This is a genomic window from Streptomyces sp. NPDC060000, from assembly GCF_042737375.1.
Lineage (GTDB): Bacteria > Actinomycetota > Actinomycetes > Streptomycetales > Streptomycetaceae > Streptomyces.
On sequence record NZ_JBHWUU010000020.1, the window covers coordinates 84,206 to 106,108 of the forward strand.

Annotated in this window: 15 protein-coding genes and 2 pseudogenes; 7 read left to right on the plus strand and 10 right to left on the minus strand. The window is 73.2% G+C overall.

What is annotated here, in order from left to right; translation table 11 throughout:
• Positions 1–105: 105 nt before the first annotated feature.
• The 4 genes from ACFWBB_RS13470 to ACFWBB_RS13485 are packed head-to-tail and all read right to left on the minus strand — an operon-like array spanning position 106 to position 5,154.
• Positions 106–1,212 (minus strand): DUF5914 domain-containing protein, encoded by a 1,107-nt coding sequence (locus ACFWBB_RS13470; RefSeq protein ID WP_385270310.1) that lies wholly within the window; start codon positions 1,210–1,212, stop codon positions 106–108.
• Positions 1,209–2,237: a phytoene/squalene synthase family protein gene (locus ACFWBB_RS13475; RefSeq protein ID WP_385270312.1), complete on the minus strand. Its 1,029-nt coding sequence runs from the start codon at positions 2,235–2,237 to the stop codon at positions 1,209–1,211. The genes ACFWBB_RS13470 and ACFWBB_RS13475 overlap by 4 nt, the downstream gene beginning before the upstream one ends.
• Entirely contained in the window at positions 2,234–3,784 is a 1,551-nt protein-coding gene (locus ACFWBB_RS13480; RefSeq protein ID WP_385270314.1) for a phytoene desaturase, read from the minus strand. Before ACFWBB_RS13480 ends, ACFWBB_RS13475 begins: the two co-directional genes overlap by 4 nt.
• A complete protein-coding gene (locus ACFWBB_RS13485) occupies positions 3,781–5,154 on the minus strand; it encodes a polyprenyl synthetase family protein (protein ID WP_385270316.1) in 1,374 nt (457 codons plus the stop codon). The genes ACFWBB_RS13480 and ACFWBB_RS13485 overlap by 4 nt, the downstream gene beginning before the upstream one ends.
• A 693-nt stretch (positions 5,155–5,847) precedes the next feature.
• On the opposite strand from ACFWBB_RS13485, the gene ACFWBB_RS13490 reads away from it, so the two are divergent.
• From ACFWBB_RS13490 to ACFWBB_RS13505, 4 genes and pseudogenes are all read left to right on the plus strand, one after another.
• Positions 5,848–7,041 carry a lycopene cyclase family protein gene (locus tag ACFWBB_RS13490; protein ID WP_385270317.1) on the plus strand — a complete coding sequence of 398 codons (1,194 nt, stop codon included), beginning with the start codon at positions 5,848–5,850 and terminating at the stop codon, positions 7,039–7,041.
• 43 nt (positions 7,042–7,084) lie between these two features.
• Positions 7,085–7,816, plus strand: coding sequence for a methyltransferase domain-containing protein (locus ACFWBB_RS13495; protein WP_385270319.1), 732 nt, complete (start codon positions 7,085–7,087; stop codon positions 7,814–7,816).
• On the plus strand, positions 7,813–9,372 hold the full coding sequence (locus tag ACFWBB_RS13500; RefSeq protein ID WP_385270321.1) for an FAD-dependent oxidoreductase: 1,560 nt from the start codon (positions 7,813–7,815) through the stop codon (positions 9,370–9,372). The genes ACFWBB_RS13495 and ACFWBB_RS13500 overlap by 4 nt, the downstream gene beginning before the upstream one ends.
• A 456-nt stretch (positions 9,373–9,828) precedes the next feature.
• Positions 9,829–10,115, plus strand: a pseudogene (locus ACFWBB_RS13505) (flavin reductase family protein); the annotation flags it as partial.
• On the opposite strand, the gene mftG reads toward ACFWBB_RS13505, so the two are convergent.
• Entirely contained in the window at positions 10,084–11,682 is a 1,599-nt protein-coding gene (mftG, locus tag ACFWBB_RS13510) for a mycofactocin system GMC family oxidoreductase MftG (RefSeq protein WP_385270323.1), read from the minus strand. The pseudogene ACFWBB_RS13505 and the gene mftG sit on opposite strands and share 32 nt — an antisense overlap.
• Before the next feature lie 240 nt (positions 11,683–11,922).
• Between mftG and mftF the strand changes: the two genes are divergently transcribed.
• A complete protein-coding gene (mftF, locus tag ACFWBB_RS13515) occupies positions 11,923–13,371 on the plus strand; it encodes a mycofactocin biosynthesis glycosyltransferase MftF (protein WP_385270325.1) in 1,449 nt (482 codons plus the stop codon).
• A 232-nt stretch (positions 13,372–13,603) separates the two neighbouring features.
• Here mftF and ACFWBB_RS13520 read toward each other — a convergent pair whose 3' ends face one another.
• The 3 genes from ACFWBB_RS13520 to ACFWBB_RS13530 all read right to left on the minus strand — a co-directional run bounded on the left by ACFWBB_RS13520 (position 13,604) and on the right by ACFWBB_RS13530 (position 16,548).
• Positions 13,604–14,098 carry a MarR family winged helix-turn-helix transcriptional regulator gene (locus ACFWBB_RS13520; protein WP_385270341.1) on the minus strand — a complete coding sequence of 165 codons (495 nt, stop codon included), beginning with the start codon at positions 14,096–14,098 and terminating at the stop codon, positions 13,604–13,606.
• A 169-nt stretch (positions 14,099–14,267) separates the two neighbouring features.
• The gene (locus ACFWBB_RS13525; protein WP_385270327.1) at positions 14,268–15,401 is read right to left on the minus strand and encodes a LacI family DNA-binding transcriptional regulator; all 1,134 of its coding nucleotides are present in this window, start codon (positions 15,399–15,401) and stop codon (positions 14,268–14,270) included.
• Positions 15,402–15,534: 133 nt separating this feature from the next.
• Complete coding sequence (locus tag ACFWBB_RS13530) at positions 15,535–16,548, minus strand: hydroxyacid dehydrogenase (protein ID WP_385270329.1); 1,014 nt, start codon at positions 16,546–16,548, stop codon at positions 15,535–15,537.
• Positions 16,549–17,541: 993 nt separating this feature from the next.
• Between ACFWBB_RS13530 and ACFWBB_RS13535 the strand changes: the two genes are divergently transcribed.
• Positions 17,542–19,569: a SpoIIE family protein phosphatase gene (locus ACFWBB_RS13535; RefSeq protein WP_385270331.1), complete on the plus strand. Its 2,028-nt coding sequence runs from the start codon at positions 17,542–17,544 to the stop codon at positions 19,567–19,569.
• Between the two features lie 72 nt (positions 19,570–19,641).
• On the opposite strand, the gene ACFWBB_RS13540 is transcribed toward ACFWBB_RS13535, so the two are convergent.
• On the minus strand, positions 19,642–20,463 hold the full coding sequence (locus ACFWBB_RS13540) for a class I SAM-dependent methyltransferase (protein ID WP_385270333.1): 822 nt from the start codon (positions 20,461–20,463) through the stop codon (positions 19,642–19,644).
• Positions 20,464–20,928: 465 nt separating this feature from the next.
• Here ACFWBB_RS13540 and msrA point away from each other — a divergent pair, with 465 nt between their 5' ends.
• A complete protein-coding gene (msrA, locus tag ACFWBB_RS13545; protein ID WP_385270335.1) occupies positions 20,929–21,441 on the plus strand; it encodes a peptide-methionine (S)-S-oxide reductase MsrA in 513 nt (170 codons plus the stop codon).
• Positions 21,442–21,642: 201 nt separating this feature from the next.
• Here msrA and ACFWBB_RS13550 read toward each other — a convergent pair.
• A pseudogene (locus tag ACFWBB_RS13550) lies at positions 21,643–21,903 on the minus strand (hypothetical protein); the annotation flags it as partial.

The window sequence follows — 21,903 nt, forward strand, 5'->3', positions numbered from 1 at the left end:
TGACCAGCCTTCCGCGTGCCCCCTTCGGCAGCCGTCACACGCGCCGGATCACCACGATCCGATGGCCGGCGGTGCGGCCGGCGAGCCGGGGGAGCGGTGGTGGAGTCAGCCGGGGAAGCGGCCCGTGGAGCGCAACTGCCAGCGCCGCTCGGCGTAGGCCAGGTCGTCGCGCCACAGCCGTCCGGCGGCGGCCCGCACGAGCGGCCGCACCACCGGGGCCATCGTGCGCGCCGCTGCGAACCCGCGCCGGTCGGAGGCTGCCACGATCGCCTCGACGACCGCCGTCCGCGGCCTGCCCCGGTCGTCGGGACCGAGCGGGGTGGCATGCGTCTCGACCACGGAGCCCCGCCCCTCACCCTCCGTGATGCGCATGACGACCGTACGCGGCTCGGGAGCGGTGAACACGGCCCGTACCGGCACGACGAGCCGCCCGGCCAGTTTGAAGGAGACGTCGACGGCGAAACCGTCCTCCGGCTCCGTGTCCTCCGGCTCCGTGTCCTCCGGCTCCGTGTCCTCCGACTCCGCGTCCGCCGCAGCGTCGACGCCCGCGGTCCCGGGCGTGTCGACGACGGTGAGATCGACGAACGAGTACGGGTGGAACCAGGCGCCGTGCCACGGATCGAGCCGGTTGGCGACGACGTCCTCCGGCTCGCAGGACCCGACGCCCACGTAGACGGCCGACAGCGCGTTCGGCAGCGCGGGCCGGACCGGCACGACCGGCGCGTCGAGCGGAGCCTCGCCGCCCACGTCGTCCAGCCGTACCCACACCAGCACACCGTCGTCGTGCACGGGCATCGGTTCCCAGCCCGCGAACGGCGTGCCCTTCAGGGCGAGTCCGTGCCAGTGGCAGACAAGCGTGCCGCAGTGCACGGGGCTGTCCCGCAGCGGCGCGCCCAGGTGCGGGCAGACACCGGGCCCGGCGACGAGCCGGCCCCCGGCGTCGCGCCAGACGACCACCTCGTGTCCGGCGACGGTCCGTGCGAGTGGCCGATCGGCACGGACGTCACGGGTGGCGCCCACGACGTACCAGTTGCCGGAAGGACGTGCCTGCGCCCGCTTCAGCGCCTGGGCGATCACGGCGGGCCTGGCCTCCCGCCAGGTCGGACGCTGGTGCTCCCAGGGCACCGCACGCCTGCGCAGCGACAACGGAAAACGTCCGCGCGGGGCGGAACGGCCGGAACGCCCGGAACGGCTGGACTGCTCGGAACTCACGCGACCTCCTCGTGCAGCTGCTCGGGCGACGAGTCCGACCTCCGGGTCGGCAGCCGACCCGGGCCCCGGAGCGCCGCCTGCCGGGTGCCGGCCCGCGATCCCGCCCGGGCCGCCGCCACCCGCACCAGACCGTCCACTGCCACCGCGGCGCGTCGCCGACGGGGTACCACGGCGCGCCGGTGCACCACCGCGTACCCGTCGTCGGCGACGGCCTTCAGGATTCCCCCGTACAGGACGAAGGCCGTCCGGATGGCCGGGCGGGACACCGGATCGAGCATCCGCAGGCCCGGCGCCGCTTCCCCGTAGACCCCGCGGGTGAGGGCTTCGACGGCCCTCAGCGCCTCGGTGATACGCCGGTCGCGGCGGCCGGTGCTCCTGCTCCAGTACAGCAGCTCCCGGTCGACGCCGTGCGCCCCCAGCAGGTCGGCGGGCAGGTAGACGCGGCCGCGGTCGAGGTCCTCGCCCACGTCCCGCAGGAAGTTGGTCAGCTGGAAGGCGATGCCGAGGGCGGCCGCGTGCGGCGCGGCCTCCTCGCGCGGGACCACCGTGCCGAGGACCGGCAGCATCTGCAGACCGATGACCGCGGCCGAGCCGTGCATGTACTCCCGCAGGTCGGCGTAGGTCGGGTAGTCGGTGACGTCGAGATCGCTGCGCATGGAGGCCATGAAGTCGCTGAAGTGACGGTGGTCGATGCCGTACCGCCTGGCCGTGTCGGCGACCGCGAGAACCACCGGGTCGGAGCTGTCCGCGCCCCGCAGCCCGCGTTCCAGTCCCGTCCGGAGGCGGGCGAGGTCCGCCGAGCGTCCGCCCGCCGTGACCGTGGCGTCCAGGGAGTCGACGATGTCGTCCGCCCAGCGGGCGAAGCCGTACAGGGCGTGCACGGCCGGCCGGCGTTCGACCGGCAGCAGCCGGGTGGCGAGGAAGTACGTCTTGCCGTGCCGGGCGTTGAGCCGCCGGCAGCGTGTGTAGGCGTCGCGCAGCGCCGGCTCAGTGATGCCCGCCGCGTCGAGCTCGCGGTCCGTCATGAGGGTGTTCCTTCCGGGGTGGCCCGCGCCCTGGGCGTCGGACGGGGCGGGCGGGGCGTACGGGTCGTGCGTCCGGTGACACGGGCCGCGGCGAGCTTGCCGGACAGCAGCACGGTCGGCACGCCCACGCCCGGCGTGGTGCCACAGCCGGCGAGTACGGCGTTCTCGGTGCCCCGGACCAGGTTGCGAGGGCGGAACGGGCCGGTCTGGGCGAAGGTGTGGGACGCCGAGAAGGGCGTCCCCGCCGCGTGGCCCTGGGCCTGCCAGTCGGCCGGTGTGACCAGGCACTGCTCGTCGATCGCCGAGCCGAGGCCGTCCAGACCGCGCTGTTCCAGCTCCTTCAGGACGCTGTCGCGGTAGCGCGGCGCGAGGTCGCCCCACTCGGCGGCGTCCGGCCCGATGTCGGTGTTGGGGCAGGGGGCGAGGATGTAGTGCAGGTGGTGACCGGGCGGGGCCAGGCCGGGGTCCGTGGCCGTCGGGCGGGTGATGAGCAGGGACGGATCGCTCATCAGCTCGCCGGTGCGGGTCAGTTCGTCGAAGGTGCGCCGCCACGCCGAGCCGAACGACAGCGTGTGGTGGGCGAGTTCGGGCCACGTCCGGTCGGTTCCGGCGTGCAGGACGACGGCTGACGGCGAGTGCCTGATCCGTAGCGGCCGACGCGGGACACGCCCGAGGAGGCGGTAGGCGACGGGGAGGTCCGGGGTGAGGACGACCGCGTCGCACGGGATGCGGTCCTCGGTGGTCACGACGGCGGTGACGCGGTCGCCGGAGCGCTCCAGCCGGGTGACGTCCTGTCCGAAGCGCAGGTCGGCGCCCGCCTCGGCGGCGGCGTCCGCCATGGCCTGCGGCACGGCGTGCATGCCGCCGCGGGGGAAGTACACGCCGGCGACCGTGTCCATGTAGGCGATGACGGCGTAGGCGGCCATGGCCCGGGCCGGCGGCACGCCCGCGTACAGGGCCTGGAAGGAGAAGACGCGGCGCAGTCGCTCGTCCCTGAGGTGACGGCCGATGCCCGCGTCCAGGCGGCCGAAGCCGCCGAGTGCCGCCAGCCGGGCCAGGTCGGGGGTCAGCAGCTGCCAGGGCGAGTCGAAGTTGGCGTCGATGAAGTGGCTCATCTGGGCCCGGTACAGCCGCTCGAGCCAGCCGCGCAGCCGTCGGTAGCCAGCGGCCTCCTCGGCGCCGGCGAACCGCCGGACCTCCGCCTCCATCGCCTCGGCGCCGGTGTGCACGTCGATGCTGCTGCCGTCGGCGAAGCGGGCCCGGTAGGCGGGGTGGAGCGGAATGAGGTCGACGCGGTCGTACAGGCTGTCGCCGACCGCGGCGAACGCCTCGTCGGCGAGGTGCGGCATGGTCAGCACGGTGGGGCCGGTGTCGATGCGGTAGCCGCCGCGCACCAGGCGTCCGGCCCGGCCGCCGGGCAGCGGATCGCGCTCGAGCACGGTGACCCGGCGCCCGGCCCCGAGCAGGTGCAGCGCGGCGGACAGCCCGGAGAGACCGGCGCCGACGACCACGACGTGGTCCGTGCGCCCGGGGATCGTCCTGGTCATCGGGTGGCCCCCTCGGCGCCGGCGGTGAGCAGCAGCGACCCGGGCGGGCCGTCCTCGGCGCGGGGCAGGCCGTCCGCGGTGCCGGGTGAGCCGCACGACGGCCGCCCGTCCGGTGGGGCCCCGGCGGCCGAGTGCAGCAGCTCCCGCAGGCGCCGACGGCCGTCCGTCTCGAGCTCCGCGGTGTCCAGATGGCGCAGTCCCTGGCCGACCAGCCGGTCGATCCTGGCCTCCACCGTCTCCCGCGCGCCGGTGGCGACGAGAACGCCCCGCACGCCGGCCAGACCGGCCTCGGACAGGTCGGCGCGGCCGAGCGAACGCCGCAGTACCGCGAGGGCGCGGTGGTCGCCGGCCGCCTCGGCCCGGGCCTGCGCCACGGCGACGAGGTAGGTGGGCTTGCCCGAGCGGATGTCGCAGCCCGAGGGCTTGCCGGTCCGGCCCGGGCTGCCGAAGACGTCATGAAGATCGTCGCGGAGCTGGAACGCGATGCCGACGCACCGCCCCGCCGAGCACAGCGCCGTGGTCGTGGCGGCGTCCGCGCCCGCCAGGGCGGCACCGAGGGCCAGCGGCCGTTCCACCGAGTACAGGGCGCTCTTGAGACAGGCGGCGCGGATCGCGCGGGCCGACGAGCGCGACGACGTGATCTGGCCCTGGACGTCCAGATACTGCCCGGCCACCATCTCCATGCGCATGGCGCTCCACAGGCCGCGCACCCGGCGCGCGGTGTCCGGCGCCAACTCGGTGTCGGCGAGCACGTCGTCCGCCCACGCCAGCGCCAGGTCCCCGGCGAGGATCGCCGCCGCCTCGCCGAAACGCGCGCCCTGCGGGGAGGGGGCGGTGCCCGCGTACTGGACCTCGACGTCCGCGTGCAGGGCGGGTCGGCCGCGGCGCAGCCGTGAGCCGTCCATCACGTCGTCGTGGACCAGCGCGCAGGTCTGGATGAGTTCGAGGGCCGCGCCCACCCGCAGGGCGGCTGCCGCGGCACGGCCCTTCCCGCCGCAGGCGCGCAGCGCCCACCACACGAACTGCGACCGGGTGCGCTTGCCGCCGTCCAGGGTGAACCGGGCGACGCGCTCGGCCAGGTCGTGGGCGAACACCGGATCGAGGGTGGCGGCCTGTGCGGTGCGCGCGGCCAGGAGCTCGTCGAGCAGGCGACCGACGGCCGCGGGTGCGTCGTCGTCGAGCGCCCGGAGATCGCTCACGTCCGGCAGGAACGGGACGGGCGGGTCATCCTCCGGCCCGCTGCCGGGACACGCGGCGGGCCCCGTGAGGTGCGGGTCCGCCCCAGGGGTGGAGGTCTGCCTGGACGCGTGGGGCCGGCCGGGCGGCGGCGGTAGGGCCGCATGGTGGTCCTTCGCCTTGCTGGGGCGCATCCCGGTTCCTCTCGTGTGCTCGAAAGCTCGCCTTGTGTAAACGCATTCCGCGTCGACGGCGGACTCGGATGCGCCATGCGGTGGAAAGTGCGGCGGCCCGTCCGCGGGCGGGAGCCGTCGCACGGCGCGCGGTACGGGTGCCGGACAACCGACTCGCTCACCTGCCGAGTCGCGCTCACCCCCGTGACGCTGGCTTTCGCACCCGGCGCGGAGCGCTTCCGCGGAGGCGATGCGGCCGCCTCGGTCCGGTGTTTCGCGTGGTGAGGGCGCCGCACGTCCTCCGACCGACCGGCATCCCGGCATCCGCGGAGGCACGGCGGCCGTACGTCCGGCCGAGCGCCCCGGAGCCCGCGTCGGCAGGCGGTCGCCGCAGGGAGCCAGAGGACCGCACCGTGGCCCGGTGAGGCCGAAGCCAGGCCGAAGCCAGGCCGAAGTCCACCGCATGGCCCACTGCTCAGCCGGGCCGCCGGTTTTCGTGCGTGGCGCATTGCTCAGCCGGGCCGCCGGTTTTCGTGCGTGGCGCATTGCTCAGCCGGGCCGCCGGTTTTCGTGCGTGGCGCATTGCTCAGCCCGGCCGCCCGCTTCCACGCGCGGCGCACTGCCCAGCGTGGCCTCCATCCGCCAGGGCACCCGAGCGGGAATGCTTCCGACAGCGCGCACGCCGACGCGCGGAAGGAAGGGAGAGGAACGCTCATGCTCGACGCGGACGTCGCCATCGTCGGCGCGGGAGCCGCGGGGCTGTCCCTGGCCCACCGGCTGTCGCACCGCGCGCCCGGCACCCGACGGCTGTCGGTGCTCCTGGTCGAGGCCCCGCCGGGCCCCCTGCGGCCGCCCAGGCGTACCTGGTGCTTCTGGGAGCGCGGCCGCGGACGCTACGACGCGGCCGTGACCGCGACCTGGCAGCACCTGCGGGTGCACACCCCGGGCGGCCGGGCCATCGAGGACGACATCGCGCCGCTGCGCTACAAGATGATCCGCTCGGACGACTTCGAGGGCCTGATCGCGCACGACCTCGCGCAGAGCGACCAGGTCCGGCGCGTCGAGGCGACCGCCGAGACGGTGGAGGGCGTCCATGGCGGCGCCCAGGTCCTCGCCCGCACCACCGACGGACGTCCGCTGACGGTCCGCGCCCGCTGGGTCTTCGACTCGCGCCCGCTCGGCAGCCTTCCCGCGGCGCGCACCACGCTGCTGCAACACTTCCACGGCTGGTTCGTCCGCTCCGACCGGCCGCTCTTCGACCCCGGCACGGTCGAACTCATGGACTTCCGCACGCCACAGCCGGTGCGGGGCCTGTCGTTCGGCTACGTCCTGCCCACCGGCGACCGGCAGGCGCTCGTGGAGTACACCGAGTTCTCCCCTCAGGTTTTGTCCCGGCAGGCCTACGACACCGCGCTGCGCCACTACACCGAGGACATCCTCGGCCTCACCGGGCTCGAGGTCGTCTCGACCGAGACGGGCGTGATCCCGATGACCGACGCGCCGTTCGCCCGGCAGAGCGCCCCGTCGGTCTTCCGGATCGGCGCGGCGGGAGGCGCGACCCGCCCGGCGACGGGCTACACCTTCGCCGCCGTACAGCGCCAGACGCGGGCCGTCGCGAGTGCCCTGGCGGCAGGGCGCCGTCCGCTGCCGCCGCCCGCCCATTCGGCGCGCTCCCGCGCCATGGACGCCGTGCTGCTGCGCGCCCTGGACAGCGGCCGGGTGGACGGCGCCGACTTCTTCGCGCACCTCTTCAGCCGGGTGCCGATGGAGCGGCTGCTGCGCTTCCTCGACGGCCGCACCCGTCTCCACGAGGACCTCTCCGTGGGGATCCGCACCCCCGTGCTGCCCATGCTCCGCTCCGCCGCGGAGCTCCCGTACCTGCCCCGCCGCCCCTTTCCCGGACCGTGACCGTCCCGCGGACACGGTCCGCCCCCTCCTGCGAGGAGACCGCATGACCCTGCTGCGCGACGCGGACCTGGCCGCCGCGTTCGACCACGCCGCCCGCAGCTACGACACGCTGGTGGCCGCGAACCCGGGCTATCACGCCCATCTCCGCCGCTCGGCGCGCCGCCTCGGCCTGCCGGACGGCGGGCGCGGAACGCGCGTGCTGGATCTCGGCTGCGGCACCGGCGCCTCGACCGCCGCTCTCGCCGCCGTGCTCCCCGGCGCCGAGATCACGGCGGTGGACGCCTCCGCCGGCATGCTGGAGCGGGCCGCCGCGAAGCCCTGGCCGGACAACGTGACCTTCGTGCACGCCCCGGCGGAAGCCCTGGCGCGGGCGGGCGTCGAGGGCCCGTTCGACGCGGTGTTCGCCGCCTACCTCTTCCGTAACGCGGCCGACCCCGACGCCGTGCTCGCGACCGTCCGCGACCTCCTGGGCCCGCACGGGCGGGTGGCGGTGCACGAGTACACCCTCAGCGGCCGGCCCGCCCACCGCGCGGTGTGGACGGCGGTGTGCGGCGGCATCGTCCTGCCCGTGGCCACCGCGCTCGGGGACGGAAGGCTGTACCGCCATCTGTGGCGCAGCGTCGTCGACTTCGACACCGTCGACGAGTTCGCCGCCCGTGTCCGCGCGACCGGGTTCGACCGGGTGCGGGTGCTGCCCCTGCCGGGTTGGCAGACCGGCATCACCCATACCGTCGTCGCCAGGCGCGCGGTCCTCGACGCGGCCGGCGACCGATGAGGGCCACCGAGCGCCCCGTCCCGGCCCGCCGCGGCAGGGACCGGCGCGCCCGGATGCTGACGCCCCGGCCCGGGGCGCCGCGGGTCGGCGGTGACCGGCCGCCGACGACCGCCGTCGTGGGCGGCGGCATCGCCGGACTGGCGGCCGCGACCGCCCTGGCGGAACGGGGGGTGCGCGTCACACTCCACGAGCGCGAACCGGCCCTCGGCGGGCGCCTCGCCGGCTGGCCGGTGGACCTGCGCGACGGCAGCACGGTGACGATGAGCCGTGGCTTCCACGCCTTCTTCCGCCAGTACTACAACCTGCGCGGCCTGCTGCGGCGGACCGACCCGGGGCTCGAGCGCCTGACGGGCCTCGCCGACTATCCGCTGCGCCACAGTTCGGGACTGCACGACAGCTTCCGCAGGGTCCCGCGCACCCCGCCCTGGAGCGCATTCGGATTCGTCGCCCTGAGCCCGACCTTCGGCCTGCGGGACCTGGTCCGTATGAACCCGGTGGCGGCCCTGCCCCTGCTCGACGTCCGCGTGCCCGATGTCTACGAGCGCCTCGACGGGGTCAGCGCCCACGACTTCCTGGAATCGGTCCGCTTCCCGCAGGCCGCGCACCATCTCGCCTTCGAGGTGTTCTCCCGGAGCTTCTTCGCGGACCCCCGGGAGCTGTCGGCGGCCGAGATGGTGCTCATGTTCCACATCTACTTCCTCGGTTCCGCCGAGGGACTGCTCTTCGATGTGCCCGACGAGCCCTTCCCCGACGCGCTCTGGGAACCCCTGGCCGACTACCTGCGGGGACACGGCGTCGACGTGCGCACCTCCACGGCCGTCGAGAACATCGTGCCCACCGCGGACGGTGGCCACGTCGTCGCCACCCAGGACGGGGAGCGGCGGTACGACACGGTCGTGCTGGCCCTGGACACGGCGGGCCTGCGGTCCGTGGTCGGCCGCTCCCCGCGGCTGGGTGACGCCGCGTGGCGCGAGGGGGTGGCCCGGCTGCGCAACGCGCCGCCGTTCCTCGTCTCGCGCCTCTGGCTGGACCGGCCCGTCGCCCGCGACCGCCCGGGCTTCCTGGGCACCAGCGGCTACGGGACTCTCGACAACGTCAGTGTGCTCGAGCGCTGGGAGGGCCAGGCGGCCCGCTGGTCGGCCCGCACGGGCGGCTCCGTGGTCGAACTGCACGCCTACGCCCTGCCCGAGGGTGCGGCCCGTGACGTGGAGGAGAAGCGCCTGGTCGAGCGGTTGCACGCCGTGTATCCGGAGACGCGTGCGGCGAGGGTCGTCGACGAGCGCCACGAGTGGCGGGCCGACTGCCCCCTGTTCCCGGTGGGCGGCTACGCCGACCGTCCGACCGTCCGCACCGCCGACCCGGGTCTGGTGGTCGCGGGGGACCTGGTCCGTACGGAGCTGCCGGTCGCGCTGATGGAGCGCGCGGCGACGAGCGGGTTCATGGCTGCCAACGCCCTGCTGGAACGCTGGGGGGTCCGGGGCCAGACCCTGTGGACCGTGCCCGACCGGGGCTACAGCGCCGCCCTGCGCGCACTGGCGCGATGGGGGAGGACCTGACCGGAACGGTCCCGGTTGCCGGGGCCGGGGCCGGGGGCTGGGCGTGCAAGTGACCTCCGGGCAGGCACTCGCAGGACCACGACGAGCCTTGACCTCAACCAAGCTTGAGCTTCTAGGTTCCTTGCAGAGCCGCAGGAACCGACCGGCGGCGCCAGTTGTCCGAGAGGTTCGCCGTGACCGAGAGCGCAGCGCACGCCGAGATCCCCGACCGTTACCGCTATGCCGTGATCCCGCACATCATGGTCGACGACGCCGGTTGGGTCATCTGTGGGTCTTCCTCACCCATGTCGAAGACGTCTCGCAGGAGGAGCTCCGGCGCCGCCTGGCCATCGCCGGATGACCGGACCGCGCGCAACTCGCGACGGAGCATCACTTCGCACGGTCGCGGGGCCACTTCCTCAGTGTTCCGCTACGTGATTCCCCTGCTCGGGGCTTCGACGGGCGTCCTACGATCTGCAGTACGAGCCGGCCGCCCTGTTCGGCGGTGAGACCGGCGACCGGGTGGACAAGCGGGTGGACAAGTTCGCGCGCACGCCCTGGACGGAGGAACTCGGCGGGGCCGTCGTCCTCCGGGACGCGTGCGCGTGGTTCGTCGGCAGGATCGAGCGGCGGACCGAGGGGGGCGATCACGTCGGCTTCGTCCTGACCCGAAACGTGCCGGCGGACAGGACAGTCCCGAAGGCCGTTCGCTGCTGCGACTCACGGACGCCCTCACGATCGAACCGGGGCACCCGGTGGACTGACCCGGGCGTCCTGGCCCGACGAGTGGGGCGGGCTGTGTCGCATGGCGTGTGCCACGAACTCACCGACGAGTACGGCGGTCGCGGCCGGCCCACGCAGGGGCGTCGTCGGCAGGACGGAGGTGTCCGCGACCCGCAGTCCGACCAGCCCGTGCACTGTGCCGTACGCGTCGACGGCGGCCGAGGGATCGCCCAGCGCCCCCATGGGGACTGTGCCGCAGGTGTGCTGAGCGGTGCCGAGACGGCTCCGAATCCACCCGTCGAGGAGCCGGTCGTCCTCCAGCGTCCTGCGGTCCGGCCCCAGCAACCCCGCGGACACCTCCTGGAAGGCGGCGGTGGAGGCCAGTGCCGCGGTCGCTCGCACGGCCTCGCGCATACGACGCCGGTCGTCATCCGTGCGCAGATAGCCGTAGTCGGTGTGCCAGACCGGTCCGTCCCCCGAAGGACCGACGGAGAGACGGCCGCCGGACACCGGAGTCTGCACGGAGACGAAGAACGCGAGCGGTTCACCGGGCACGACGAGGCGTCCCGTCACAAGTCCGGCCGGCGGTACCAGTGACTGCAGAATCTCGAGATCGCCCTGGTGCGCGCCGTCCGACGAGGAGATGTGCAGGACACCACCGAGCCACGAGTCGCAGGGTTCGGGCATGGTCCGGCGAGGCGTCCACTCCAGCACCGTCTGGGGGTGATCACCGAACCGGGAGCCGACAGCGGCGTTGTCGAGGACGACGGGAACACCGAGGCGGGTCAGGTCGGCGGCGGGGCCGATTCCGGAGCGGTGCAGAATGCGGGGCGTGGCGAAGGCTCCGGCGCACAGCACGACCTCGTCCGCTTCGATCACGGTGGTACGTCCGGCGAGCGCGACGGTCACCCCCGTCGCGCGGCCGCGGCTGACGATGACCGTGCGCACCGGAGAATCCCCCTCGACGCGAAGGTTCGCCCGTCCGGGAGCGGCCATGAGGTAGGCGATCCCCGTGTTGAGCCGCCGTCCTTCCACGCAGTTCACCGGCACCGCGCCGAATCCGGGCGCGTCCTGGGCGTTCTTGTCGCGTTCCTCGGCGTATCCGAGCTCCCGTGCCGCCACGCGGAACGCGGCAGCGGCCGGATGGTCCAGGTCGGTACGGCGCACGCCCATCGGCCCGTGGCCGCCGTGCAGGGCGCTGTCCCCATGGTCGTGATCGTTCTCCAGATAACGGAGCAGGGGCAACATCCGCTCGTACGACCAGGCGTCGCCGCCCGCCGCCGCCCAGCGGTCGAAGTCGCCGCGTCTCGCCCGGATGAAGTAGCCGCCGTTGATCGTGGTGGATCCGCCGAGGATTCTCCCCCGGGGGACGGTGTGAGGTGTGTCGGGCGTCAGACGGACCTGGTACGGCTGAGTCCAGGCCCCCTCGGGACGCGCACCGGGAACGAGCCGGGCGTCCAGCAGTTCCGGAGGAAACTCCGGGAGGCGGCGCGGAACAGGTCCGGCCTCCAACAACAGCACGGACCGCTCGGGATCCTCGCTGAGCCGCGAGGCCAGCGCCGCTCCGCCGGCTCCCGCGCCGACCACGATGACATCAGGGCGCTTCACGGAAACGGACCTCGTTCCCTTCACGTACGCGCGACGAGCAGAGGCGTGGCTGTGAGCCCCTTCTCTTCGGTGCCGACTGCTATTAAGGTCACTTTATAGATCCGGTGAGGCCTGACCGCAAACCACTCGCCGGCAATTTCGCGCAATTTCGGACACTGTTCCTGGCTATTGGCCAACCGTCAACCGCCAACGTCAACCGGTACGACGAGGGAGGAGGCGGAGGGATGATGAGGAGGAGGGATGATGCTTCCTGAGGGATTCGTGGTCGTGCTCGACCGTGACACGCGAGTCCTGGACGGCGGACGAACCCTGCTCGGCGGTGCCCCGGTCCGGCTCATGCGCCTGACCGAGCGGGCCGCCGCGCTGCTGGCCGGGCGTACCGTCAGGGTGCGGGACCGCGCCGGTGCCCTGTTCGCCGACCGCCTCCTGGAAGCCGGCATGGCCCATCCGGACGTAGGCGAGCTGCCGTCGTCCGACGACGCCCGGTACACCTTCGTCGTCCCGGTGCGTGACCGGCCGCACGCCCTCGATCGGCTGCTCTCCAGCCTCGGCCGGAACCATCCGGTGATCGTCGTCGACGACGCGTCCCGGCAGCGGCAAGTGGTCGAGGCCGTGGCTGTCCGGCACAGGGCGCGGTTCGTCGCCCTGGACGTCAACGTCGGTCCGGCGGGGGCGCGTAATGCGGGGCTCCGGCTCGTCACGACTCCGTATGTGGTCTTCGTGGACTCCGACGTCGTCCTGCCCCCCGAGACCGTCCCGACGCTGCTCGGACACTTCGCCGACCCCAGGGTCGCCATGGTCGTCCCCCGCATCACGGGGCTTGCCGGGCCCACCTCCGGAGGCTGGATCTCGCGGTACGAGGCGGCCCGGTCGTCTCTCGACCTGGGACCCCACCCGGCCCAGGTGCGCCCCGGCACGTCGGTCGCCTGGGCCTCCACCGCCTGCACCGTGGCCCGCACCGACGCACTGCCCGGCGGCTTCGACGAACGGATGAGAGTGGGGGAGGACGTCGATCTCGGCTGGCGGATCGTCAAGGACGGCCGACGGATCCGCTACGAGCCCTCGGTGCACGCCGCGCACGAGCATCGCGTCCGCTTCGACGACTGGTTCGTACGCAAAGCGGTCTACGGGACCGGGGCTCACCCGCTCGCCGAGAGGCATCCCGAGTTCATCGCTCCCGCGGTGCTGGCTCCGTGGAGCGCCGCCTTCGTCCTCGCCCTCCTGGCCCAGCGCGGGTGGTCGGTTCCCGTGGCGGGCGCCGTCGGTCTGGTGACCGCAGGACGGATCGCGCGAAGGCTCCGGGGGACGGAACACCCCGTGCGACTGGCCACGTCCCTGACGGCCATGGGCGCGGCCGACGCCGTGAGTCAGACGTCGGCGCTGCTCACCAGGCACTGGTGGCCCCTGACGGTGCTGGGCTGCGTACTGTCCCGGCGGGTACGCCGGGCCACGGCACTGGCGGCTGTCGCCGACATCGCGTTGGAGTACGGGGAGGGCACCCCGGACATCGATCCGGTCCGCTACGGCGTCGCCCGCAGACTGGACGACATCGCCTACGGCGCCGGGGTGTGGTGGTCCGCCGTCAAGGGACGTTCCAGCAAGGCACTTCGGCCCCGGGTCCGGTGGAGATCGGGACCGGCATCGGGAAGCGGACTCACTCCGTCTGTCCCCAGGGGCACAGCGGGCTGAGAGCGGACCGGAGGCGGAGCCCTGTGGCCGATGACAGGGCTCCGCCCGCGAAAGTGCGGGTCACTCACGGACGTGCCGAGTCAGCCGGTCATCGCGTCGCGGACGAGTGAGGTGTCGACGAACGCGTGGCGGTGCCCTGGCCGCAGACGCTGCCCCGGTCCTGGGCGAGCCCCTGGCGCAGGGCGGACGACCAGCCGCACGTCAGGGCTGGTCAGGTCAGGTGCGGCGCAGGTCAGGGCAGGCGCGGCAGCGTGTCCCGGGCCGAGTGGCTGAGAATGCGGAGGTCTTCGGCGAACCGCCCACGATCCTCGGCGGGCAGCGGCTCCACGAAGTAGCGCTGGATGTTCTCGACGTGCACCCGGGAGGCCCGTACGGTCGTCTCCTCGCCCAGCGCGGTGAGCGTCACGAGCTTTCCGCGCCGGTCGTCCGGAGACTCGGCCCGCGCCACCAGCCCGGCGGCCTCCATGCGGTCCACCAGCCGGGTGGCGCCCCCCGTGGTCAGCACCTGCTCCTGGGCGACGGCCCGCATCGACAGGCCCGGCCTGCCCGCGCGCCCCAGGATCAGCAGCACCTCGAACATCAGGTGGCTGATCCCGCACTCCACCTCCAGTGCCCGGCCGAGTATGTACTCCAGCCGGTTGGCCGCTCCCTGCAAACGCCCGAAGGCCAGGATCAACTCGTGGTCCGCGGCTTCCTTCGCCGTCGTGATCCCCGCTCGCTCGTGCACAGCCGTGCAACCCCTCTCGTAGTCCAGCCCCACCACCGTACTGATCATGCCGCGTGCCGACGGTCCGGTGACCGGTTGCGTGGAGTCGCCCTGCGGACGGGGCCGCCGCCCGGCCGGGACGCCGGGACGCACCCGCGCGTTCCCCGAAGGCCGGTGGCCGCGCAGGGGGTCATCGCGGTTCGCGTACGGACCGGCGGATCACGAGGTGGGTGCTCAGCACCACGTGGGCGTCGCCGGTGACGCGCTCGGTGCGTTCCATCGCCATCCGCACGGCCGTGCGGCCCAGATCCTCGTACGGGACCCGGACGGTGGTGAGTGACGGGCTGAGGTCCGGGGCGAAGGGGACGTCGTCGTAGCCCACCACGGAGACGTCCCCGGGAATGTCGAGTCCCGCCTCGCGGAGCGCGGCCAGCACACCGAGCGCCACCATGTCCGTGCCCGCGACGACGCCTGTGAAGTCCAGTCCGGCCGTCAGCGCGTCGTGCGTGCGCCGGTAGCCCGAGACGCGGGTGTAGAGACCGGGGATGTCGAACTCCTCCGCATACGGCACGTCGTGTGCGCGCAGGGCGTGCAGGTAGCCCTCCCGCCGTTGTACCGCGGTGCTCAGCCGGGGATCGCCGCCGAGGAACAGGACCCGTCGGTGGCCCTGTGCGAACAGGTGGTCGGCGGCCTGGAAGGCGCCCCCGCGGTTGTCGTAGTCCACGACCGTGACCGGAAGGTCCCCGGGCAGCGGCGGACGACCCACCAGCACGAGACGGGACCCGGCGGCGTCCAGGGCCTCGGCGTACTCGGCCATGCGCCGGAAGTAGGCCTCGTCCTGCACGGCCCCGCCGACGAGCACGACGGCGGCGGCGTGCTGCTCGCGCATCAGCCGCACCAGTTCGTTCTCCCGGTCAGGGTTCCCGTGAGTGGCGCAGACGAGGCTAAGCCGGCCCCGTACGGCCGCCTCTTGTTCTACACCGGCGGCGACATGAGCCAGTGACGGCCCGGTGATGTCACTGAGGACCAGGGCGACGGGGCCCGCGACCCGCCCGGAGAGAGCCTTGGCGTGCACGTTCACCACGTAGTGCAGCGACTTCACCGCGTCCATGACGCGGCTCCGGGTGACGGTGGAGACCGGATAGTTGCCGGCCAGCGTCCGGGAAACGGTTGCTACCGACACGCCCGCTCGCTCAGCGACATCGCGGATCGTGCTCGGGCGGTCCCCGCTCGCGGAATCACCTCGCCGACGCCTGCCGCCCCTGGGGTTGGGGCTCACGGCGGAGGCGTTTTCGCTCGGCGTCACATCATGACGATATTGCATCCGCGGCCGCGCGCGGAGACATCGCGGCCATGAATCGCGCCCGCCCGGGGTAACCGTTTACTGTCGCCGCAGCAGCGGACTGACGTACAGCTCGGCGTACAACTTGATGTCCGGCCGGGGACATGACAGCGGGTCAGGCGCTGGTCGCCAGCCCTGCCCGATGGACCGGGTACGCCAGTGGCCGGCCCGTGGTGAGGCGTTCGAGTTCCTCCACGACCGTGCCGCCCAGACGGGCCAGTTCGTTGCCGAGGGACCCCGCGATGTGCGGGGTGAGGAACACGTTCGGGAGGCTGAACAGCGGGGAGTCCGCCGGCAGCGGCTCCGGTTCCGTGACGTCCAGCACCGCGCTGAGCCGGCCACGGGTCAGTTCCTCGACGAGCGCGGCCTGGTCGACAAGGGCACCGCGCGAGGTGTTGATCAGCACGCCACCGTCGGGGATGAGGGCCAGTCGCTCGCGGTCGAGCATGCGACGGGTCTGTGGGATGTCGGGGGCGTGCACGCTGACGATGTCGCTGGTGCGCAACAACTCGTCCAGCGGCAGCGGGACGGCACCGAGCTCCGCTGCCTCGGCGGCGTCGACATAGGGGTCGTACAGGCTCACCGAGAGGTCGAGGGGGCGCAGGAGTTCCAGCAGTCGGCGGCCCACGCGAGAGGCGCCGATCAGGCCGACCCGGCGGCCGAGGTTGCCCACCGCCGCGTACTCCGTCGGGCCGGGATGCGCACGCTCGGCGCGGAAGCGCTCCCGCAGCCCGAAGGCGTCCTTCCCGGCCAACAGGATCGCGGCGAGCGTGTACTCCGCGACGGGGAGCGCGTTGGCCTGCGCAGCGCTGGAAAGGGCGAGGCCCCGCTCCCAGAACGGCGTCCCCACCAGGTGCCGGACGCTGCCGGCCGCGTGCAGCACGGTCCGCAGCCGCGGTGCCGCCTCCAGCACCTGCGCGCCGATGTGGGGGCAGCCCCAGCCCGTGATGAGCACCTCGGCCCGGCCCAGCGCCGCGGTCGCGGCGGGATCGGAGAAGTCCTGGACGACGAGTCCGGGGTCGACGTCCACCAGTTGACGGAGCCGTGCCATCACCGGAGGCGGGAAGAGCCCCCGCAGATGCACCGGGTTCATGGCGATGAGGGCAGCGGGCGGCGGGGACTGGGACATGAGGCTCCTACCGGGACGCGTACAGGGTGGCGAAGACGCAGAGGGACGTCGGTAAACGTATTCCACGCCACGCTAGGAGTCGCGTCGGTGTCGGTCAATGGCGCGCCCGGGCAGCGGACCGCGGTGGCTTCTGCTGCTCGATCGGGCCGACGCCGGCATGTCCACCAGCCCCGGCACGGCCATTGCGGTGTGCGTCCCCTCACCCGCACCATGCGCGGATAAGGAGAGTGGGCGGCGCTGCCTGGTGGGCGTATCGTCCGTATATGGGTAGCGGTCCGTACTGTCGGAGCGGAGCCCCGTCGCCACGGTGGTCCAGCTGTGGACGCCGGTGGTGCCGCCCGGCGCACCGGCAGGCGGTTTGGCGCGCCCGGCGACGAAGGCCGACGGAGGCAGGGAATCGGCGCGTGACGGTGCTTGCCACGGCGGAGCTGCCCGGCCGTGCGCAGGCCCCGGCACGGCAACAGAACGGCACTCTGCCCGCGGGGCGGAGCGACGATGCGCCAGGGGCACGGAGTCCCGGAGGCTGCCATCGCGCCGCACTCGCGCAGCCGCCCGAACTGGGCGGCCGGATCATTCGTACGACGGCGCCGACCGGCCATCGGACCAGGTCAGGGTCGGTCGGCCACCGGGCCCGGCCGGGGCCGACGAGTCGGCGGTCCGAGTGCGGCTGGGCGCGGATCGCCGTCGGCCCCACCAGGTGCGGCGCGGGCACCGGCCCCTCGTCGGCCACGGCCGCCGGTGTCAGCGGCGAGGCCGTTCGACGTCGGTCCGGGCCTCGGGGCTCACCGGCCGGCGCTCGCAGAGGACGGTGAGCGCGTGTCCGACGCCGCGTCCACCGATGACCCTGCGGGCTCCGGCCCGTCGCCACCGGAGTCACTGCAGTCACCGGACTCACCGGATTCACCGGACTCACCGGATTCACTGCCCTCACCGGAATCGCTGGATTCGCTGGAATCGGTTCTGCTTCGGTTCGCGCAGGAGAGCGGCACCAGCGTGAGTGCGCTCTATCTGCTGCCGCCGGACGAGTCCGCCCTGCACATGGCGCTGCTGAGCGGGGTCTCGTGGCGGATCGCCGTTCCGTGGGCGCGGGTGACGCTGGAGGCCGCGACCCCGGTGGCCGACGCCGTACGGGAGCGTCAACTGGTGTGGGTCGGGAACGAAGAGGAGCGGGCACGCCGGTACCCGAAAATGGCGCTCGTCCTGCCTCACCCCTTCGCCCTCGCCGCCGCCCCGATCACGACCGGCCCGAGTGTATGGGGAGGCCTGGTGGTGCACTGGCCCGCCTCGCACCCCCCGACGTTGAGCGCGCATGAGCGTGACGCTATCCGCGGCGTCTGCGACCGTCTGGGCGTGATCCTGCGGCGGGCCGCCGACAGCGGCCGGCCCGTGCTGCCCGGGACCGAGCCACGGATACTGCCTCCGCCGCGGACCCGTACCGCCGGGCGCCACGAGGCACAGGCCGCGGTCGACTTCGCCGAGCGCCTGCCCGACGGCTGCTGCTCGCTGGACGTGGACGGCCGCATCACCTTCATCACCACCGCGGCGGCGGAGCTCCTCGGCGTCGGTGTTGACGACCTGCTGGGAGCACGCCCCTGGGAGGCGCTGCCCTGGCTGGACACCCCCGTCGCCGAGGACCGCTACCGGTCAGCGGCGCTCAGCCGCCGGCCGACGTCCTTCAGCACGCTGCGCCCGCCGGATCACTGGTTGTCCTTCCACCTCTACCCGGACGCCATCGGCATCAGTGTGCGCATCGTCCGCACCCCGCCGGCCCATACCCCGGACCCGCCGCTCCTGGTCCATCCCGCGCCGCCCGCCGAACCGGGCCGGGCCACCGCCCTCTACGCCCTGACGCATCTCGCTGTCGCCCTCACCGAGGCCGTCGGCGTGAGCGACGTGGTGGAGAGGGTCGCCGACGAGGTCCAGGCAGCCTTCGGGGCCCGGGCCCTGGCCCTGATGGCCGAGGAGGAGGGGAGACTGCGGATCATCGGCTACCGCAACTACTCCGCCGACCTCATGGACCGGTTCGACGCCATCCCGCTGACCGCCGACACCCCAGCCGTGCGCGTCCTCACCAGCGGCAACCCGTGCTTCTTCACCAGCTTCGCGGAGCTGAAACGGGAATATCCCGCCGCGGTACTCCAGGACGGCATGGCCTCGTGGGCGTTCCTTCCCCTGATCACCACCGGCCGCTCCGTCGGCTCCATGGTTCTCGCCTACGACCAGCCCCGTCCCTTCGCCCCGCAGGAACGCGCCGTCCTCACCGCCCTCGCCGGACTGATCGCACAGGCCCTGGACCGCGCCCACCTCTACGACGCCGAGCACCAGCTCGCCCGCAATCTCCAGGCCGGCCTGCTGCCTCGCACCCTGCCCAGCGTCCCCGGGCTCGAAGTGGCCGCCCGCTACCTCCCCGCCGGCCGCGGGATGGGCATCGGCGGCGACTTCTACGACTTCATCCGCCTCGACGAGACGACCGCCGCCGCTGCCATCGGCGATGTCCAGGGCCACAACGTGCAGGCCGCCACCCTCATGGGACAGGTCCGCACCGCCGTCCACGCCACCGCGGGCGCACCCCCCGGCGAAGTCCTCGCCCGCACCAACCGCCTGCTCACCGACCTCGACCCCGGCCTGTTCACCAGTTGCACCTACATCGCCCTCGACATGGCCCGCCACCACGCCTGTCTGGCCACCGCCGGCCACCCACCCCCGATCCTGCGCCATCCGGACGGCCACACCGAAGTCGTCCCCCTCCAGCCCGGTCTGCTGCTCGGCATCGACCCCGCGGCCGACTACCCCACCACCGAGATCTCCCTGTCACCCGGCACGGTGCTCGCGCTCTACACCGACGGACTCGTCGAAGCACCCGGCGTCGACATCGAGGACGCGATCCACAGCCTCGCCGACCGACTGGCGCAGGCCTCCACCCAGAACATGCAGGCCCTCGCCGACACCCTGGTCGGCCACGCCCCGCGATCCGCGCCCCGCAGCGACGACATCGCGCTGCTGCTCATCCACGCACGCTGAACGCGCGGCGCCCCTGGGGGTTGCACGGTGGCCGGTCTCGACATCGGGCGCGGGGCCGCCCTTCGCGGATGGTCAGGTCCCGTCGGGTTTCCATCCCCAGACGGTGAGCATGCCTGCCGACAGCGCGGCGCACTCGTCGGAGCCCAGGGAGCGGACCGCCGCGTCGACGGCCGTGTCGTCGACCAGACCGGTGGCGAGCATCGCCGCTCGGCTCCGCTCCCAGGTGTCCGCCCAGAAGCGGCTGATGGGACTGCCCGGGAGCAGCGGCGGCACATGGACCTCGGCGGCGACGGACACGAGCCCGGCCCCGCGCAGCAGGTGGGGATACGACGGCACCCAGGAGACATCGGTGCCGATGCCGGCCCGCAACCCCTGCCACATCGCCCGCATGACCTCGCTGTACGGCGTGTCGGGCGTCCGGTCGCTCGTCAGGTCCACCGCGTCACTGAGCACCAGCACACCGCCGGGCGCGACGAGTTCGGCCAGCGCCGTGACCAGGCGCTCACGCTCGGCCAGGTGCATCAGCACGAAACGAGCGTGGACGAGCGAGAACCGGCCGGGGACGGAGTCCGGGGCAGTGATGTCGGCTTCCAGCACCTCGAGCCCGGACACGGGCCGCGCCCTGAGGAAACGCACGTCGCGGTCCACGGCGAGCACGCTCGCCACCCCGGCCTCGTCCAGCAGCCGACGCGAGACCGTCCCCGTGCCGGCCCCCAGGTCGAGGCAGCGCCACCCCGGGCCCACCCCGAGTGCCCGCAGCCGCGCCATGGTGACGTCGTCGTAGGCGAGGGCGCCGAAGTCGATGCGCTCGCCCTCTCCCGCCTGTTCGGGACGGAACACGGCCTCGCCGTAGCGGCCGCCGCCGGGCGCGTCCCCGCGCGCGGCGGCGCTCACGTCGCGGTCGGCGTGACGCCGAGGCCGTCGTCCCCGACGAGTTCCGGGGCGCGGTCGGTGGCGCAGTGGAACAGGAGGTGGTCGAACAGTTGCATGGCCGGGACCTCTTCACGCGGTGGGGCGGTGCCGGGCGACCCTCCCGAGGCCGCCACCCCACCGATCCTCCACCGGCGACCGCCCGCCCGCACGGGCGAGGCGTGCCGTGCCTGAGCCGTTCGGCCCAGGGGCGATGGATCTGGGCAGGGCACCGGGCTCCCTCGGCAGGCCGTCCGCGCGCGCCGTCCGCGCCGTCCGCGCACCGTCCGGCGACCTCGGAACCGACCGCGGGGGCCGACCGCGGGGATGACTTTTAGGGCACGGAATTGTTCGGGCCTCTCACGCGCTGTTGTAGCCACGAAGGCTGGAACGCCGACGGTGTGCGAGTGGGCAGCGCATGGCCGAGGCGACAGATTGAAAGGTGCCGACATGGCAGCGCAGACGCAGAGGGCCGTGCTCGCGGGCGGATGCTTCTGGGGAATGCAGGACCTGATCCGCCGGCTCCCGGGCGTGACGGCGACCCGGGTCGGGTACACCGGCGGCGACGTACCGAACGCCACGTACCGTAACCACGGCACCCATGCGGAGGCCATCGAGATTCTCTTCGACCCGGAGAAGACCGACTTCCGGGCGATCCTGGAGCTGTTCTTCCAGATCCACGACCCGAGCACCAAGAACCGCCAGGGCAACGACATCGGCCTCAGCTACCGCTCGGCGATCTACTACGTGGACGACGAGCAGAAGCGGATCGCCGAGGACACGATCGCGGATGTGGACGCCTCCGGACTGTGGCCGGGCAAGGTCGTCACCGAGGTCGAGCCGATCGGCCCCTTCTGGGAGGCCGAGCCCGAGCACCAGGACTACCTGGAGCGCTATCCCGAGGGCTACACCTGCCACTTCCCGCGCCCGGGATGGCGGCTTCCCGCCCGCACGGAGAACTGAACCACCCCGCCGCCGACGCGGAACGGCGTCCGAGCGTGACCGCCGTCGGCACCCTCACGACACAGTCCGACAACCTTGAGAACCCGGCTCGGTGTGCGCACCGACGACGCCCGCACACCGCTTCAACGCCGGGTGACTGAAGGCGGGTTCGGGGCCTGTCCGGCGGATCCTGCCGGACAGGCCCCTGTTGGCGAGTAGGGCTCAGCGCTTGAGCGTGAAGGTGAAGTCGCCGGAGAGCCTGCCGCTCAGCCGGACGGCCGAGACAAGCTTCCCCTCCGTGATCAGCCTCTCGGCCTCGGCCCGCGAAGGAGCGCAACCTTCAGCGATCAGTCGCACCGGCCGGACAGGCACTGGAACGTTCCGCTGAGCGGACGGGTGAGCATGTGACGGATCAACTGCCCTCCACAAGCGCCGGGACCGCGGAACCCGCGGTCCCGGCGCAGGCGTGTGGGGCCGCTGTGT

Bases quoted from the DNA above. Each gene is read 5' to 3' on its own strand.
- ACFWBB_RS13475 (WP_385270312.1), bottom strand. From the start codon at position 2,237: ATGACGGACCGCGAGCTCGACGCGGCGGGCATCACTGAGCCGGCGCTG.
- ACFWBB_RS13480 (WP_385270314.1), bottom strand. From the start codon at position 3,784: ATGACCAGGACGATCCCCGGGCGCACGGACCACGTCGTGGTCGTCGGC.
- ACFWBB_RS13485 (WP_385270316.1), bottom strand. From the start codon at position 5,154: ATGCGCCCCAGCAAGGCGAAGGACCACCATGCGGCCCTACCGCCGCCG.
- ACFWBB_RS13490 (WP_385270317.1), top strand. From the start codon at position 5,848: ATGCTCGACGCGGACGTCGCCATCGTCGGCGCGGGAGCCGCGGGGCTG.
- ACFWBB_RS13495 (WP_385270319.1), top strand. From the start codon at position 7,085: ATGACCCTGCTGCGCGACGCGGACCTGGCCGCCGCGTTCGACCACGCC.
- ACFWBB_RS13500 (WP_385270321.1), top strand. From the start codon at position 7,813: ATGAGGGCCACCGAGCGCCCCGTCCCGGCCCGCCGCGGCAGGGACCGG.
- mftF (WP_385270325.1), top strand. From the start codon at position 11,923: ATGATGCTTCCTGAGGGATTCGTGGTCGTGCTCGACCGTGACACGCGA.
- ACFWBB_RS13525 (WP_385270327.1), bottom strand. From the start codon at position 15,401: ATGCAATATCGTCATGATGTGACGCCGAGCGAAAACGCCTCCGCCGTG.
- ACFWBB_RS13530 (WP_385270329.1), bottom strand. From the start codon at position 16,548: ATGTCCCAGTCCCCGCCGCCCGCTGCCCTCATCGCCATGAACCCGGTG.
- msrA (WP_385270335.1), top strand. From the start codon at position 20,929: ATGGCAGCGCAGACGCAGAGGGCCGTGCTCGCGGGCGGATGCTTCTGG.